This window comes from Micromonospora sp. CNZ286 (assembly GCF_014207755.1).
Window position 1 is genome coordinate 5632515 of sequence record NZ_JACHIZ010000001.1, and the last position, 16595, is coordinate 5649109.

Annotated in this window: 13 protein-coding genes; 3 read left to right on the top strand and 10 right to left on the bottom strand. The window is 74.1% G+C overall.

The genetic code is table 11. The features are described from left to right. Nucleotides 1–53: 53 nt before the first annotated feature. Nucleotides 54–1352 carry an MFS transporter gene (locus FHX31_RS24890; RefSeq protein WP_387031162.1) on the bottom strand — a complete coding sequence of 433 codons (1299 nt, stop codon included), beginning with the start codon at nt 1350–1352 and terminating at the stop codon, nt 54–56. A gap of 70 nt (nt 1353–1422) precedes the next feature. Between FHX31_RS24890 and FHX31_RS24895 the strand changes: the two genes are divergently transcribed. Further along, a complete protein-coding gene (locus FHX31_RS24895) occupies nt 1423–2496 on the top strand; it encodes a GlxA family transcriptional regulator (protein ID WP_184977294.1) in 1074 nt (357 codons plus the stop codon). A 15-nt stretch (nt 2497–2511) separates the two neighbouring features. Here FHX31_RS24895 and FHX31_RS24900 read toward each other — a convergent pair whose 3' ends face one another. From FHX31_RS24900 to FHX31_RS24935, 8 genes are all read right to left on the bottom strand, one after another. After that, nucleotides 2512–3006 (bottom strand): hypothetical protein, encoded by a 495-nt coding sequence (locus FHX31_RS24900; RefSeq protein WP_013284249.1) that lies wholly within the window; start codon nt 3004–3006, stop codon nt 2512–2514. A 118-nt stretch (nt 3007–3124) separates the two neighbouring features. Next, nucleotides 3125–3697: a hypothetical protein gene (locus FHX31_RS24905; protein ID WP_071097644.1), complete on the bottom strand. Its 573-nt coding sequence runs from the start codon at nt 3695–3697 to the stop codon at nt 3125–3127. 829 nt (nt 3698–4526) lie between these two features. After that, nucleotides 4527–6482, bottom strand: coding sequence for a VWA domain-containing protein (locus tag FHX31_RS24910; protein WP_013284247.1), 1956 nt, complete (start codon nt 6480–6482; stop codon nt 4527–4529). A gap of 2 nt (nt 6483–6484) precedes the next feature. After that, entirely contained in the window at nt 6485–7975 is a 1491-nt protein-coding gene (locus FHX31_RS24915) for a magnesium chelatase ATPase subunit I (protein ID WP_184977295.1), read from the bottom strand. A gap of 73 nt (nt 7976–8048) precedes the next feature. Further along, nucleotides 8049–9083, bottom strand: a complete 1035-nt coding sequence (locus FHX31_RS24920) for a hypothetical protein (protein WP_184977296.1) — start codon at nt 9081–9083, stop codon at nt 8049–8051. Nucleotides 9084–9159: 76 nt separating this feature from the next. Next, the gene (locus tag FHX31_RS24925; protein WP_184977297.1) at nt 9160–9810 is read right to left on the bottom strand and encodes a response regulator; all 651 of its coding nucleotides are present in this window, start codon (nt 9808–9810) and stop codon (nt 9160–9162) included. Beyond that, a complete protein-coding gene (locus tag FHX31_RS24930) occupies nt 9807–11048 on the bottom strand; it encodes a sensor histidine kinase (protein ID WP_184977298.1) in 1242 nt (413 codons plus the stop codon). Before FHX31_RS24930 ends, FHX31_RS24925 begins: the two co-directional genes overlap by 4 nt. 63 nt (nt 11049–11111) lie before the next feature. Next, complete coding sequence (locus FHX31_RS24935) at nt 11112–12080, bottom strand: aldo/keto reductase (RefSeq protein ID WP_013284242.1); 969 nt, start codon at nt 12078–12080, stop codon at nt 11112–11114. A 57-nt stretch (nt 12081–12137) separates the two neighbouring features. On the opposite strand from FHX31_RS24935, the gene mgrA reads away from it, so the two are divergent. Further along, on the top strand, nt 12138–13127 hold the full coding sequence (mgrA, locus tag FHX31_RS24940; protein WP_114919511.1) for an L-glyceraldehyde 3-phosphate reductase: 990 nt from the start codon (nt 12138–12140) through the stop codon (nt 13125–13127). Between the two features lies 1 nt (nt 13128). Here the strand turns inward: mgrA and FHX31_RS24945 are convergent, their stop codons facing one another. Beyond that, on the bottom strand, nt 13129–14025 hold the full coding sequence (locus FHX31_RS24945; protein WP_013284240.1) for a lytic polysaccharide monooxygenase auxiliary activity family 9 protein: 897 nt from the start codon (nt 14023–14025) through the stop codon (nt 13129–13131). 155 nt (nt 14026–14180) lie between these two features. Between FHX31_RS24945 and FHX31_RS24950 the strand changes: the two genes are divergently transcribed. After that, the gene (locus tag FHX31_RS24950; RefSeq protein ID WP_184977299.1) at nt 14181–16463 is read left to right on the top strand and encodes a DUF4153 domain-containing protein; all 2283 of its coding nucleotides are present in this window, start codon (nt 14181–14183) and stop codon (nt 16461–16463) included. Nucleotides 16464–16595: the final 132 nt, after the last annotated feature.

The following is a 16595-nucleotide window of genomic DNA, read 5'->3' on the forward strand; positions in this document are numbered from 1 at the left end:
CGCCCCGCCGGCCCCGGTGGCGCCGCCCCGCCGGCCCCGGTAGCGCCCACCCGTCAGCCGCGGTAGCTCCAGGCCCGCCGGCCCGCGACCACCGGCAGCGTGAACGCGGGCTCGCCGGCGGGACGGCGCCGCAGCAGCAGCGACAGCCCGGCCGCGCCGACCGACAGCGCGCCCGCCACGTACCAGGCCAGCGCGTAGTCGCCGAGCCGGTCCCGGACCAGACCGGCGCCGGTGGCCGCCAGCGCGGCGCCGAACTGGTGCGCGGCGAACACCCAGCCGAACACCACGGCGCCGGACGCGCCGAACCACTCCCGGCACAACGCCACAGTCGGCGGGACCGTCGCCACCCAGTCCAGCCCGTAGAAGACGATGAAGACCAGCATGCTCGGCTCGGCCGTACCGGCGAACAGGCTCGGCAGCACCAGCAGCGACGCCCCGCGCAACGCGTAGTAGGCGCCGAGCAGCAGCCGGGCGTCGACCCGGTCGGTGAGCCACCCGGAGGCGATCGAGCCGGCGATGTCGAAGAGCCCGACCACGGCGAGCAGACCCGCGGCTGTGGTCTCCGGCATGCCGTGGTCGTGGGCGGCCGGCACGAAGTGCGTACCGACCAGGCCGTTCGTGGTCGCGCCGCAGATCGCGAAACCGCCGGCGAGCAGCCAGAACGGCCGCGTCCGCGCGGCGGCGGCGAGCGCGCCGACCGCCCGCGCCGCGGCGCCGCCCTCCGGCCGGGCCGGCGGCACGACCTCGGTCGCGCCGTAGGCGGGCCGCCCCAGGTCCGCCGGATGCTCCCGCAACAACCACACCACAAGGGGTACGACCGCCAGCGCGGCCCCGGCGACGACGAGTGCCGCCGTGCGCCAGCCGTGGTCGCGCACCAGCACCGCGAGCAGCGGAAGGAAGACGAGCTGCCCGGCCGCGCCGCCGGCGGTGAGCACACCCGTCACCAGGCCCCGCCGCTTGACGAACCAGCGCCCGGTCACCGTCGCCACGAACGCCAGCGCCATCGAGCCGGTGCCCAGCCCGACGAGGACGCCCCAGCACAGCAGGAGCTGCCAGCTCTCGGTCATCCCCACGGTCAGGCCGCTGCCGGCGGCCACCAGCACCAACGCACCGGCCACCACCCGGCGGATGCCGAACCGGTCCATCAGCGCGGCGGCGAACGGCGCGGTGAGGCCGTACAGCAGCAGGTTGACCGACACGGCGGCGGAGATGGTCGCCAGCGGCCAGCCGAACTCGGCGTGCAGCGGGTGCAGCAGCACACCCGGGGTGGCGCGGAAACCTGCGGCACCGACGAGCGCGACGAAGGCCACGGCGGCGACGAGCCAGGCCGGGTGCAGGCGGGATCGTGTCACCAATCGAGTCTCGGACCGGGCGGTTCCTGCGACGAGTGGCCGGAAAGCCATCGTGCGCAATAATCGGGCCATGTCCGTACCGCACCGGGTCGCCGTCCTCGCCCTCGACGGCGTGGTCGCGCTCGACCTCGGCACCCCCGCCCAGGTCCTCGGCGCCGCCCGCGCCGACGACAGCACCCCGCTGTACGCGGTGGCGACCTGCACCCCCGGCGGCCTGCCGATACGCAGCAGCGCCGGCTTCCAGGTCCTCCCCGACCACGGGCTGGAACTGCTGGAGCGCGCCGACACCGTGATCGTCCCCGGCATCCACTCCGGCTCGCCGCTGCACGACGGCACGGTTGCCGCCGAGGTGGCCCAGGCGCTGCGGGCCGCGTACGACCGGGGCGCCCGCGTCATGTCCATCTGCACCGGCGCGTTCGTGCTCGCCGCCGCCGGCCTGCTCGACGGCCGCCCGGCCACCACGCACTGGGCGTACGCGTCGCGCTTCCGCCGCCTGCACCCCGGCGTACGGCTCGACCCCGACGTGCTCTTCGTCGACGACGGCCGCGTGCTCACCTCGGCCGGGGTGGCCGCCGGAATCGACCTGTGCCTGCACGTCGTCCGCACGGACCACGGCAGCGCGGTGGCCAACCGGGCCGCCCGGCGCTGCGTGGTGCCGCCGTGGCGCGACGGTGGGCAGGCCCAGTACATCGAGCGGCCGGTGCCCCGCGGCGCTGACAACGGCACAGCGGCCACCCGCGAGTGGGCGCGGCAGCGGCTGCACGAGCCGGTGGCGCTGCGCGAGATGGCGGCGCACGCGCGGATGAGCGTCCGTACGTTCACCAGGCACTTCCGCTCCGAGACCGGGCTCAGCCCGGCGCAGTGGCTGCTCCAGCAGCGCACCGAGCACGCCCGGGTGCTGCTGGAGACGACGGATCTGAGCGTCGACCGGATCGCCCGGGATGCGGGTTTCGGCACCACCGCCGCGCTGCGACAGCACTTCCACGCGCGGGTAGGCGTATCCCCCACCGCCTACCGCCGCACGTTCCGCCACCCGTCCCCTGCGACGTCCCCCGCCCCGCCCGCGCCCGCTTCCGTCGATCTTGAAGTTGTGGCGCCTGGAAGGCCAGGCATGTCGGAGTTGTCCACTGCCACAACTCCATGATCGGTTGTCTGCCGGTCAGGCGAGGTGGGGCTGGCGGCGCAGGGCGCGGAGCTGGGCCAGGTGCAGCGGCAGGTGCACGCGGATGTGCAGGTCCAGCGCCCTGCCCCAGGGCAGCGAGTCGTCCACGTCCAGGTCGAAGCCCTCGCGCAGCACGGTGTCCACCGGCGTCTCCGCCGCCGGGCCGAGCCGCTCCGCCAACGCGCACAACTTCTGGCTGGTGGCCCGGAACAGCGCGGCCAGACCGTCGAGCCCGCCGCACTCGGAGACGAGCGCGTCCAGTTGCGGCCGGTGGATGGTGTCCAGGTCGTAGTACGCGAACGGCGAGCCGGCCAGCACCGCCTCGGTCGCCTCGCTCATCAGCTCGTCGTTGGCGGCGAGGTGCGCGACGATCTGCTCGGCGCTCAGCTGACCTTCGGGCGGCGGCCCGAACCCGCCCGCGTCGATCTCCGCGAACAACTCCTCGTACGCCTGCCGCAGTGCCGGGGCGTCCACCTCGTCCATGCCCCGCATCCAACCCTCGCAGCCGCTGCGGGCACCCCGGCTACCGTGCCCGGTTCACCCAGACGCGTGAAGGCCGGCACCCCGTTGGTTCGGGGTGCCGGCCTTCGCTGTTTCTTACTTGTTCGTCTTAGCTGTTCCAGTGCTGGGCGACGAGGTCGGCGGCCTGCTGCTCCCACTGGGCGTAGTGGTCCGGGTAGGCCGACACCTGGACGGTCTGGGCGGCCTTGGTCAGCGGCATGTCCTGCCAGCCGTCGACCTGCTTCAGACCCTTCAGGAACGCCGTCGTGGAGTACTCCGGGTCAGTGATCTGCTCCACCGTGCCCCAACCGCTGGACGGGCGCTGCTGGAACAGGCCCTGCGAGTCGTGGTCGTTACGGTCACCGAGGTGGCCGAGGTTCTCCAGCTTCGACTCCTGCAACGCCGTCGCGATCGACACGACAGCGGCACGCTCGTCCATACCGGCCTTCTTCGTGGCGGCAATGATCGCCTTCACATTGGCGGTCTGCTCGTCGTTGAGGTCGATGCGCGACTGCTCACCCTGCACACCGTGCGGGATCAGCTTGTCACCCTGCACACTCACACTGACCGGCTTGGTGTGGGTGGTGTCCGCCGCGTGCGCAGCCACCGGACCGGCGAACACGCCACCGGTGAAAGCCAGACCAGCAACACCCAGAATGCTCTTACGCAGAATCGTGTTCATGGAGGGCTCCATTCGGGGGATCGACGCCCACACCGACAGGGGGGCCGGCGCGGGTGCGAGCACCGTCAGGCGCTCAAAAAAGTCTTCGGGGGGATCGGCTGCTCGCGAGGGTCGGGGGTGCCTCGTCGCGGCGCCGGAAGCATGTTCAACGACCCGCCACCCGCCACCATTCCCGGGGGCACCACACGCCACCAGAAAGCGGCGGGGGTTCACGTCGTCGGAACCGTGTTCAACGACCAGCCGGCCAGGATGATTCCCGGGCCTGCGGATGCCACCCCGCTCGCGGGGCGCGCCGCCGACGCTCGGTCGTTCACCCGGTTACAACGCCACCCACCCGCCCGCGATTCCACCCCCCGAGTGCCACCCACCACCCCCGAACCGAACACCACCGCCCACACCGGCACGGGTCGCACCACAGGCACCCGACCCCGCGCCGTCGATCATGAAGTTGACGCCGACAAACCGGACACCAAACACCGCCAACTTCATGATCGACCCCGAGCCAGGCGGGCTGATCCGGGCGAGAGGACGGCACACCGGATCACCTGCGCGATCTTGCAGTTCGAGCCCTTCAGATGCCCCATTCGCGCGGTTTGCGGGGTACGAAAGTGCAAGATCGCGGATGCCCCAGGGGGCCTGGGCGGCTCTTGTGCCCGAGCTGGCGAGGACTCGCCAAGGTTCTAGGAGAGGCCCGCCGATCTTGGAGTTGTGGCACCTCGCGAACGCCGCAAACCGGGCATCATGGGCACCACAACTCCAAGATCGGCGAGAGCGCGAGAGCGAGCGCGCGGGCGAGAGGACGCGAGAGCGCAGGCGCGCGGGCGCAAGCTCAGCGGCGGCCGTGGCGGGCGCGTAGGTAGTCGGAGACGACGTACTCGCCCAGGTCGTCCAGGTCCGGGGTGAACATCCGGCCACCCGAACGCCGCGCCACCGCGTCCACAAACCGGCGCAGCCCTGGATCGTCGCCCAGCATGAACAGGTTGAGCGTCGCGCCGTACCGGGTCAGCCGGTCCACCTCCCGGATCGTCGCCGAGATCGTCTCCGGCAGCGGCGGCCAGTGGAAGTACGCCTCGCCGTCCTCCGGGTCCAGGTGCGCTGTCGGCTCGCCGTCGGTGACCACCAGCACCACCGGCTCGGCACCCGGGTGGCGGCGCAGGTGCCGCCCGGCGATCCGCAGCGCGTGCTGGAGGTTGGTGCCCTGCTGCATGTCCGGCTCCACCGCCGCCAGCTCCTGCTGGGTCAGCGGCATCGCCTCCCGGCCGAAGCCGACGATCTGCAGCGCGTCCTGCGGGAACCGGGTCGCCATCAGGTGTGACAGGGCCAGCGCGGTCTGCTTCATCGGACCCCAGCGGCCCTGCGAGATCATCGAGTACGACAGGTCGACGCACAGCACCACCGCCGCCGACGCCCGCCGTTCGGTCTCCACCACCTCGAAGTCCTCGACAGCGAGCGGCACCGGCACTCCGGGACCGGCCCGTCGTACCGCCCGGGTGAGCGTGCGCACCACGTCAAGCGGCTGTTCGTCGCCGTACTCCCAGGGGCGTGACGCCCCGCTCACCTCGCCTGCGGCGCCCGCCGTGCGCAGGTCGTGCTGGCCGCGCGGGCCGGCGGTCAGGTCGGAGAAGACGCGCCGCAGCGCGGTGCTCGCGAGCCGGCGCAGCGCCTTGGGGCTGAGCGTCAGCCCGTCCGCGTCGCGGGTGACCCAGCCCTGGCGGCGCAGTTCGCGTTCCAGCTCCTGCAACCGGCGTACGTCGTCGGCGGCGTCCCGGCCCAGCGTACGGGCGACGGCCTCCACGTCGACGTCGTCGAGCGTGGCGCCGGGCTGGTCCTGGTCGAGGGAGTCCAGCAGCTCGTCGAGTTCGGCGATCTCGTCCAGCGCGCCGGTGGCCTCGCCGTAGCCGAGGGGCTGGTCGCCGCGGACCCGCTCGCCGCGCTGCCAGTTCATGTCCGGCCGCAGCGACCGCAGGTGCGCGTCGAGCTGGGACAGTTCACCGGAGAGCCGGTCGCCGAGCGACTGGCGCATCAGCCCGGCGAGTTCCTCACGTTGCCGGTCCGACAGCGACCGCATGAGCCGCTCACCTGCGGCGGCCCGCCGGGCCAGTACGTCGATCAGCTCGTCGACGTCCCTGGGGCGTTCCGGGAAGAACTCGCCGTGGCGGCGCATGAACTCGGCGAACGCGTCGGTGGTGTCCTCGGAGCGGGCGTGCCGGGCGAGCAGGTCGTTGAGGTCGCGCATCATCTCGGCGAGCTGCCGCTGGACGGCCGGGTCGGCCGTGGCCCGGGCCGCGTCGCGCAGCCCGGCGAATCGCTGCTCCAGCACGTCGCCGCGCAGCCCGTCGAGGATCCGCTGGTACGTCTGCCGCGCCTCGGCGCTGGCCCAGTCGTACTCGGAGAGCTCCGACACCGCGCGGGCGGTGGAGCGGGGCAGGTTGTCGAGCACGGCCTCGGCGAACCGGGCGTCGTCGCCGTCGCGGCCGCGCAGCTCGTCGCGTTCGGCGGCGAGCGCCTGGTCGAGCAGTGCCCGGGCCCGGGTGACGGCGCCGTCGAGGTCGCCCCGGCGCAGCGCCTCCCGGCGCAGGCGGCGGGCGCGGGCGGCCAGGTCGTCGAGCCCGCCGCGCCCTTGCGGGCCGCGTCGCAGCAGCTCGCGCAGCGATTCGCGCAGGCTGCCGCCGGCGAGCACGTCCGAGCCGACCGCGTCCACAGCGGCACGTACGTCGTACGGCGGGGCGAGCGGATCGGGTCCGCCGCGCCACTGCCCGTACCGGAAGCGGTTGCCGCCGGCCACTGTCAGTCCCGGTCCCCGTAGACGGTGCGCCCGGAGTCGGTGACGTCCTTGCCGAGCCGGCGGGTCAGGTGCAGCCCTTCCAGCACGAACTCGATGCCGGCGGCCGCCTCCTCCGGGCTGGGCGCGTCGCCGAGCCCGAGCCGGTCGAGCACCTTGGCCAGCCCCGGCACGGTGCCGACCTGGCGTAGCAGCTCGGACGAGGAGACCAGTTCGCCGGTCTCGACGGCGCCGCCCTCGGCGACGATCGCGGTGAAGCCGGACAGGTCCAGCCCGGCGAGCCGGGCGCGGAACGTCTCGGCGGTGGCAGTACGCAGCAGGTGCGCGAGCACCTCGATCTCGCGTCCCTCCTCGCCGCTCTCGAACTCGACCTTGCCGCGCAGGGTGGAGGTCACCGACACGGTGTCCCCGATCCGGGCCACAGGCGCCTCCGGCCGGGACGCCGACCCGGCCGCCCCACCCGAGGCACCAGCGCCGGCAGAAGCACCGGCCAGCAGACCCGAACGACGCAACGCGGCGGCGGCCACCGTCTCCGCGGCGGCGATGGCGAACCGGGCGGACACACCGGAGCGCGGGTCGACCGACGGCGACTCCCGCACGTCGCGGGCGAACCGGGCCAGCACCTCCAGCACGTGCTCCGGCACGACGGCGACCAGGTCGGCCTCCTGCCGGATCAGCGCCAGCTCCAGGTCCAGGTCCAGCGGGTAGTGGGTACGGATCTCCGCGCCGAACCGGTCCTTCAGCGGCGTGATGATCCGGCCCCGGTTGGTGTAGTCCTCCGGGTTGGCGCTGGCCACGAGCAGCAGGTCCAGCGGCAGCCGTAGCTGGTAGCCGCGGACCTGGATGTCGCGTTCCTCCAGCACGTTGAGCAGCGCCACCTGGATGCGTTCGGCCAGGTCGGGCAGCTCGTTGACGGCGAAGACGCCCCGGTTGGTACGCGGTACGAGCCCGAAGTGGATGGTCTCCGGGTCGCCGAGCGTGCGCCCCTGGGCGAGGCGGATCGGGTCGACGTCGCCGATCAGGTCACCGACGCTGGTGTCCGGCGTGGCGAGCTTCTCGCCGTACCGCATCGAGCGGTGCAGCCACCCGATCGCCAGGTCGTCGCCGGCCGAGTCGACGAGCGCCTGGGACGCCGGGGTGAGCGGGTGCATCGGGTGCTCGTTGAGTACCGAGCCGGGGATCACCGGGGTCCACTCGTCCAGCAGCGCGCCGAGCGAACGGATCAGCCGGGTCTTGCCCTGCCCGCGCTCGCCGAGCAGCACCATGTCGTGCCCGGCGAGCAGCGCGCGCTCGACCTCGGGCAGCACCGTGTCCTCGTAGCCCACGATGCCGGGGAAGCGGTCCTCGCCGGAGCCCATCCGGGCGAGGAGGTTGTCTCGGAGTTCCTGTTTGACCGTGCGGTAGCGGTGGCCGGTAGCGCGCAGCTCGCCGAGTGTGCTCGGCAGGTCGGCGGGCGGGACCGGGGAAACCTGGTTGGGAGCGGTCACCCGATCCACGCTAGCTCAGAATTCGCGTACCGCCCGGGGGTCGGTCCCGCCCCGTGCCGGGACCGACCCTCCGGGCGGCGTCTCAGGCGCGGCGTCGCAGGTGGTACGCGTACGCGGCACCGGCCAGCGTGACCGCCCAGACCGGCCACAGCACCATCGGCAGGGCGGCGGCGTTGCCCTCGCTGATCAGCTCGGCGAACTGCGGCGCGGCGAGCAGGTCGAGGCTGGCCGCCAGCACGGCGAGCGCGACCAGCCCGGCCGGGATCACCGCGAGGAGCACCGGTACCCGTCGGCCCGCCAGCCCGGGCATCCAGCGCGGGAACCGCTCTCCCCAGCGGGCCACCAGTCCGAGCGTGAGCACCGCGCCGACCACGGCGAACGCGCCCAGCCCCGCGCCGGCCCAGATCGCACCGTCGGCCCGCATCTCGGCGAGCGTCTCCCGGGACATTCCCAGCGGGACACCGGCCAGCCAGGCGAACCGGGTGAACGCGTAGAGCACCGGGACGACGGCCGCCGTCCACGTCGCCCACCGGCCCCACCGGGCGGCCGCAGCGGGCGCGGTCCAGCCCGGAGCGGACCCGTCGGCGATCCGGCGACGCCAGCGCAGCAGCGCGCCGGCCAGCAGCATCCCCCCGGCCAGGGCAGCCAGCCGGGCGAACAGCGGCCAGGTGAAGACGTCGGCGTAGTCCACCGAGGGCCAGCCGAACGGCGCCCCGATGATCAGCATCGGCGCGTAGCCGAGCAGGGCGAGCACCCGCATCCCGGGCACCACCACCGCCAACGCGAGGGCGACGGTCGAGGCGTACCCGGTGATCAGCAGACGCACCGGGCGGGACTGCCGCCGGGCCGGGCCGGTCATGGCCAGGGCGGCGACGGCGCCGGTCAGCAGCACCGCCGCGAACAGCGGCGGGCCGACGGCGTCCGGCAGCAACTGGAGCAGGCCGGCGGCGTCCCCGCCGTGCGGGTCGTTCGTGCCGAACGGGTAGCCGGCGCCGGTGAGCGCCGACAGCAGGGCGAGCACGCCCCAGCCGCCGAGCCAGGCGGCGGCGAGCGGGGCGGCCGGGTCCAGCCGGGTGCGGGTGTCCCGGGGAGGTGCGGAGGTGATGGTCGTCGTCATGCCCTCAGCCTGGACCGGCCAGGCGCACGTTCCATCCCGCCACGGGGTGGACCCGCTCCCCCCCGGGAGGGACCGGTCAGCCGGCCGGGATCACGAAGCCCGACTCGTAGGCGGCAACCACCGCCTGGGTCCGGTCCCGGACCCCGAGCTTGGCCAGCACGTTCCCGACGTGCGTCTTCACCGTCTCGACGCCGACGACCAGCCGGGCGGCGATCTCCGGATTGGACAGGCCGGCGGCCATCAGCCGCAGCACCTCGGCCTCGCGCTCGGTCAGGCGCGCGGCGCGAAGCCGGTCGCCGTCGCGCCGCCCGTACGTGTCGACGAGCTGCCGGATGGCGGCCGGGAACAGCAGCGACTCCCCGGCCGCCACCACCCGGATCGCCTGCACCACCTCGGCCGGGCGGGCCCGTTTGAGGAGGAAACCGGCTGCCCCGGCGCGCAGCGCCTCGTAGACGTACTCGTCGTTGGCGAACGTGGTGACCACCAGGACCCGGGGCGGGTCGGCGGAGGCGGCGAGCAACCGGCGGGTGGCCTGGATGCCGTCGATGGCCGGCATCCGCACGTCCATCAGCACCACCCGCGGTCGCAGCTTCGCGACCAGCGGCGGCACCTGGGCCCCGTCCGCCGCCTCGCCGACGACACGCAGGTCCGGCTGGGCGTCCACGATCGCCCGCAGGCCGACCCGGATCAGTTCGTCGTCGTCGACGATCAGCACGTCGATGGTCACCGGACCTCCCCTCTCGGCACCGGCAGGGTGGCCCGGACGCGCCAGCGATCCCCGTCGGGGCCGGCGTCCAGCCGGCCGCCCAGCAGCAGCACCCGCTCCCGCATGCCGTCGAGCCCGCGCCCGCCGCGGGCCGGCCCGGCGGCGCCGCGCACGCTGTTGACGAGCTCGATCGCCAGCCCTTCCGGGGGTACGGCGACTCGCAGCGTGACCGGTCCACGGCCGTGCCGGGCCGCGTTCGTCAGCCCTTCCTGGACGATGCGGTAGCCCTCGCGGGACACCACGGCGGGCAGCGCGTCGAGCGCCCCGTCGACGCGGGACTCGACGTCCAGCCCGGCGGCGCGGGCCGCGGCGACCAGCCGGTCGAGTCCGGCGAGCGTGGACTGCGGCGCGGGTGCCGTCGCGGCGCCGGCCTCGCGGAGCAACCCGAGGACGTGGTCCAGGTCGTCCATGGCGCGGCGGCTGGTCTCCTCGATGGCCGTCAGGGCCCGCCGGCTGAACTCGGGGTCGGTGTCGAGCAGTTCCCGCGCGGCGCCGGCCTGGAGGGTCGCCACGGTCAGGGCGTGGCCGACCGAGTCGTGCAGTTCCCGGGCCAGCCGGTTGCGTTCGGCCAGCCGTACCGCGTGGGCCTCCAGCGCGGCGATCCGCTCGGCCTGGGCCGGGCCGAGCAGCACCGGCGCCATCGAGGCGGCGAGCGCACCCAGACCGGCCACGGCGTAGCCGAGCCCGGCCAGCACGGCCAGGCCGGCCAGCCCGGCCTGGACCGGGTGCGCCGGATCGACGGGGCCGAACCGCTGGTCCGCCACGGCGCCGGTGTCCATCCCGGCCAGGCCGGCGACGAAGACCAGCGCCATCGGGAACGCGCTGATCGCGGCGAACCACACCACCGCGCCGGTGCCCAGGTGCAGGGCGATCCAGAGCGCGGCGCGCAGCCGGGTCTCCCGGTCGATCCGGTGCCCGGGCGCAGGCTCCGGCAGGTCGACGGCGAGCAGCGCCCGGGCGGCGGCGATCTCCAGCGCCCGGCTGCCGGCCAGGAACACCGGCACCACGGCGAGCCCGGCAGCCACCAGCAGCAGGCCGAGCACGAGCGGGCGGGGCGCTGTCGCGTTCCCCAGCATCTGCGCGAAGACCACCGCCAGCAAGGCGTACGGCAGGGCGAGCACGCCACCGAGGAGCAGGAACACGGCACGGCGCCAGGTGCTGGCGCGCACCAGCGGCGCGAACACCCCCCGGACCGTCACCCGGTCATTGTCCGCCCCGTCGTACCGGTCCGGCTCCCCCGTGCCGGGGAGATTCCGGCCGGCTCACCCGCCCAGGCGGGCGCGGACCATCCGGGGTACGGCGGCCAGCCCGGTGACCGGGCGGAACGCGTGCGCGGCGGCCACGAGTGCGGCGTACTCGTCGTCGGCGAGGTCGATCTCGGCGGCGGCCGCGTTGCGTTCCATCTGCTCGACCCCGGAGGCGCCCGGGATGGCCACCACGTTCGGGTGCCGCAGCACGTACGCGAGCGCGATCTGGCTCGGCGTCGCGTCGTGCGCGTCGGCGACCTCGCGCAGCGTGGCGATCAGCGCGGTGCCGCGTTCCAGGTTCTCCGGCAGGAAGTACGGGTTGGCCCGGCGTACCGCCCCGGCGGGCGGGTTCGTGGCGTCGTAGCGGCCGGAGAGGAAACCCTGCGCCAGTGGGGAGTACGCGATGACGATGCGGCCGGCCTGCTCCGCGTACGGGATGAGATCTTCTTCGGGGCCGCGGTCGATCATGCTGTAGCGGACCTGGTTGCTCAGCACCCGGCGGCCCAGCGCGGCCTCGGCGAACCGCCACCGGCGCAGGCCGTAGTTGCTGACGCCGACCTCGCCGACCAGCCCGACGTCCTGCAACGAGCGCATGCCGCGCATGGTGGTGGTGTCGGCGACCACCGGGTTGGCCTGGTGCACCTGGTAGAGGTCGATGCCGTCGACGCCGAGCCGGGCGGCGGAGGCGACGGCGCGCTGCTGCACCACCGGGGCGACCGGCAGCAACGGGAAGATCTTGGTGGCGACCACGACCTTGGCCCGGTCGTCGCCCAGGGCCGCGCCGAGGATGCGTTCGCTGCGGCCGAAGCCGTACAGCTCGGCGGTGTCGAACAGGGTGACCCCAAGGTCGAGCGCCCGCCGGACGATCTCGGCGGCGCGGCGCTCGTACTCGGGGCCGTAGCCCCACTCCTTGGAGCCGAACTGCCAGGTGCCGAGGCCGATCTTGGAGATGGGCTTGGGGGTGTCGAGCCGCACGTAACGCATGAGGCCGAACGTACCCGGGCTGCTGCGTGCGCACTCCGGTCCGGACAGAATGGCCTGGTGACCTACCTCGCCAGCGACGACCGTTACCACGAGATGATCTACCGGCGCACCGGCCGGAGCGGGCTGAAGCTGCCTGTCATCTCCCTCGGCCTGTGGCACAACTTCGGACCGGACCGCCCCTTCGAGCGGCAGCGCGACATCGTCCGCCGCGCCTTCGACCTCGGCATCACCCACTTCGACCTGGCGAACAACTACGGCCCGCCGCCCGGTTCGGCGGAGGAGAACTTCGGCCGGCTGCTCGCCACCGACCTGAAGCCGTACCGGGACGAGCTGGTGATCTCCAGCAAGGCCGGTTATCTGATGTGGCCCGGCCCGTACGGCGAGTGGGGTTCGCGCAAGTACCTGATCTCGTCGCTGGACCAGTCGCTGCGCCGCCTCGGGCTGGACTACGTCGACGTCTTCTACTCGCACCGGTTCGACCCGGAGACTCCGCTGGAGGAGACGATGGGCGCGCTCGACGCGATCGTCCGCTCCGGCAAGGCGCTCTACGTCGGCATCTCCAACTACGACTCGGAGCAGACCGAGCGGGCCGCGGCGATCCTCCGCGACCTGGGCACGCCGCTGCTGATCAACCAGCCGTCGTACTCGATGATGAACCGCTGGACGGAGAGCGACGGCCTGCTGGACACGCTGGAGCGCGTCGGCGCCGGCTGCATCGCCTACAGCCCGCTCGCCCAGGGCCTGCTCACCGACCGTTACCTGAAGGGCATCCCGGCCGACTCCCGGGTGCGCACGAGCGTCTTCCTGAACGAGAGCGACCTCGACGAGGAGACGATGGCGACGGTCCGGGGGCTCGCCGCGGTGGCGCAGCGGCGCGGGCAGACCCTGGCCCAGCTCGCCCTGGCGTGGGCGCTGCGCGACCCGCGCATGACCAGCCTCATCATCGGCGCGAGCAGCGTCGGGCAGTTGGAGGGCAACGTGGCCGCGTTGAACAACCTCGACCTCGCCGGGGACGACCTGGCCGAGATCGAGCGCCTGCTCGGCTGAGTCACCAGATGCGGCGCCGCCCGGCGCGGTGGTTGCGGACACCGCACGGCCGCCCGGGCGGCGGCCCGCCGGTCCGCCGCAGTCCGACCACCGCCGCCGCGAGGAGCGCGACGACGAGCGCCGCCGCGCCGACCAGGAGCGGCCGGGACAGCGGTCCGCCGTCGGTCACCGTCGCGACCGGCACCGCCGGCTCGTCGTCGGCCGCCGGAACGGCGAGGGTACGCGGGGGCGACGCGCTCGCCTTCGGCGCTGCCGACGGCGGGTCCGACGCACCGCGTGCCGCCCGGAAGATCACGTCCGAGCAGGAGTAGTACGTGTCCTGGGTGTCCGAGTTCTGCCAGATCACATAGACGATGTGCCGGCCGCTACGGTCGGCCGGCAGCCGCCCCCGCATCTCGTACGCGCCCGCGCGGATCGGCGGGTCGGTGACCTGAAGGAACGGCTTCTCCTCCAGATCCGCCCAGGTCAGCGAGCGCCGAGGCGAGTACGAGCCGGTGGTGACGTAGTACCGGAACGTGCCCCGGTGCGGGATGGTGGTGCGGTAGCGGAACGTGTGCCGGGCCCCGGCCGTGAGCGTGGTGGCGGGCCAGTCGGCGCGCGCCAGGTCCAGTCCCCGGTACGCGGACAGCCCGCCGCTGCACAGCTCCCCGTCCGGGATGCGTTCCCGGTCCCGCCCGTCGATCCGCGCCACCCGGATGTTGTCCCACTCGCGTACCGCCGCTCCGGCGGCGACCGCGGCCCGGCAGGCGGGCGTCTGCGCCCGGCCACCCTCGGGCCCGCACGCGGCGGCCCGGCTCAGCGGGCTGGTCGGCGCACCGTGCGCCGCGGCCGGCGCGGCGGTCAGCGGCACCGTCGCGGCGACGGCGGCGAGCGCGGCGAGCGCGCGACGTGCGGCCATGTGATCGACCTCCCGCGCACTGGTACGGCCGCGAGCCGCCAAAGGTTCGATCCGCGCCGATCGGCCGGGGCGGCATGACCGAACGGACAACCGGGGCGGCGACGGACACCTGATGGGCCCTACAGTGACGAAACCCTGTGATCGAGGAGCGTCCCTTGTCCGAGCCGGCCCCGTCCCCCGAGCCGTCCCGCGCCGCCCCCGCGGCCGGGCCCGCGCCGGGCGACGTCCCCGCCCCCGCACAGCCGTACCTGCTGGTCCTGCCCACGATGGAGGGCGCTCCCGCGCCGGTGCCCTGGCCGGGCGCCGAGGGGCAGCCCGGCTGGGCGATTCCGGTCACCGTGCCACCCGGCACCCAGGGGTACGCGTTGTTCGTCCCGCTGGTCCCGGCGACCGGCCAGCAGACGGCGACCGGCCAGCCTGCGGCGGCGGTGCCCGCCCAGGCCACAGCGCCCGCCGCCGAGCGCTCCCCCGTGGAGGGCGCCGCCCCCGCCGCCGCACCGGCCGACCGACCGGCGAGCGGAGAGCCTGTCGCTGCCTCACCGGACGCGGCTTCGGCCACTACCCAGGCGGCCGGCTCGAAGCCGTCCGTCGCGAGCGCCGACGCAGCGGGGGCGGCCACGGCCGGCTCCGGTGAGGCCGGCGCGCGTCCCGGCGACGGCGCTCCGCAGACGGCCACTTCCGCGACGTCCGGGCCGCCGGGGGCCTCGCAGACGCCTGCCGCTCCCGCGGGCACGCAGCCGGCCTCCGGGTCATGGGCAGCGCCGGGCACGCAGCCGGGCTCCGGGCCGCCGCCCGCGCCGGGTGCGCAACGTGCTCCGGGCACGCCGCCTCCGCACGGCGGTGGGCCGGTGCCCGCGCCGCCGTACCCCGGAATGGGGTGGAGCGGGCACCCGCAGGGGCCGACGTGGACGCCGCGACCTCAGGTGCCGCGGACCTCGTTCCTCGGCGCGCGGTGGCCCGGCCCGAAGGCAGCGACCGGGCGGGCCGTGCCGCTCGCGGTGCTGGCCGCCGCGGTCGGCAGCGCGGTCTTCGTGCCGCTGGGCCGCGTCGGCGTCGGCTGGTTCCTGGGGTGGCTCACGCTCACGCTCGCGGTGGTGCTGGCGGTCCGGTCGAAGACCGCGGAGCTGCCGCGCGCCGACAAGCTCATCCGGGCCGGGTGGGCGGCGGCCGCGCTGGCCCTGATCGCCGTGCCGGCGTTCCGCAACGCCTGGTGGCTCGTGACGTTCTGCGTGCTCGGCACGCTCGGCTGCGCCACCCTCGCGATCATCGGCGGGCGGCTGGTGCGCTCGGTCCTGTTCGGCCTGGTGGCGACGCCGTTCGCGGCGTTGCGCGGCCTGCCATGGGTACGCCGGCACATCACCGCCTCGCCGCAGGAGGCGACGGTGCGAAAGGTGACCGTCTCGGTGGTCGCCACGGTCGTGGTGCTCGTGGTCTTCGGCAGCCTGCTCGCGTCGGCCGACGCGGCGTTCTCCGAGGCGCTCGGCTCGCTCGTCCCCGAGATCAACCTCGGTACGGTGTTCGGCTGGCTGTTCCTCGCAGTGGTGGGCGGGCTGATCGCTGTCGCCGCGCTCTACACGCTCGCCGCGCCGCCCGACCTGTCCGCAGTGGATCGCGAGGGTGAGCGCCGTCTCGGCCTGCTGGAGTGGGCCCCGGCCATCGGCGCGCTCACGCTGCTGTTCGCCGGATTCGTGGTGGTGCAGTTCACCACGCTCTTCGGCGGGCAGCAGCACGTGCAGCGGGTCGCCGGGCTCAGCTACGCCGAGTACGCGCGCAGCGGATTCTGGCAGCTGCTCTTCGTCACGCTGCTGACCGTGGCGGTGCTCGGCGGGGTGAGCCGCTGGGCACGCCGGGAGCGGCCGGTCGAGCGGATCATGCTGCGCGTGCTGCTCGGGCTGATCAGCGCGCTGAGCGTGGTGATCGTGGCGTCGGCGCTGTCCCGGATGTGGACGTACCAGAAGGTCTACAGCTTCACCGGCGAGCGGATCTTCGTGATGGCGTTCGAGATGCTGCTCGGCACGGTCTTCCTGATGATCATCGCGGCCGGCGTCAAATGGCGGGGCCGGTGGATTCCCGGCACCACGCTCGCGCTGGCCGTGGCGATGCTGCTCGGCCTGGCCGTGCTCAACCCGGAGGACTACGTCGCCCGCCGCAACACGCTGCGGTACGAGCAGACCGGCAAGATCGACGCCTGGTACCTGCGGGCGCTGTCCGCCGACGCCACCCCGGCACTTGCCAAGCTCCCCGACCCGGTACGCCGGTGCACGCTGAGCTGGATCGCCGACGACCTCGCCGAGCCCGACCCCTGGTACGCCTGGAACCTGGGTCGCCAGCGCGCCCGTAAGGCCCTCGACGAGGTCGGCCCGAAGGCGATCGGCGGCCCGAAGGACTGCCGCCGGGCCGACCAGTTCGACCTGCCGAAGACGCGGCGTCCCCGCTGACGTCGCGGGCCGGGCCGCGGACCACCGCGGCCCGGCCCACCGGCAGCCGTCCGGCGACCGTTCATCCGCTCCTCACCTCGATGCCACGGCGGGCACCGACTCCGCACCTAGCTTCGGCTGCGCGAACGACAA

Coding starts and splice junctions, on each gene's coding strand:
- FHX31_RS24895 (WP_184977294.1), top strand. CDS start 1,423: ATGTCCGTACCGCACCGGGTCGCCGTCCTCGCCCTCGACGGCGTGGTC.
- FHX31_RS24945 (WP_013284240.1), bottom strand. CDS start 14,025: ATGGCCGCACGTCGCGCGCTCGCCGCGCTCGCCGCCGTCGCCGCGACG.
- FHX31_RS24905 (WP_071097644.1), bottom strand. CDS start 3,697: ATGAACACGATTCTGCGTAAGAGCATTCTGGGTGTTGCTGGTCTGGCT.
- FHX31_RS24920 (WP_184977296.1), bottom strand. CDS start 9,083: ATGACGACGACCATCACCTCCGCACCTCCCCGGGACACCCGCACCCGG.
- FHX31_RS24935 (WP_013284242.1), bottom strand. CDS start 12,080: ATGCGTTACGTGCGGCTCGACACCCCCAAGCCCATCTCCAAGATCGGC.
- FHX31_RS24900 (WP_013284249.1), bottom strand. CDS start 3,006: ATGCGGGGCATGGACGAGGTGGACGCCCCGGCACTGCGGCAGGCGTAC.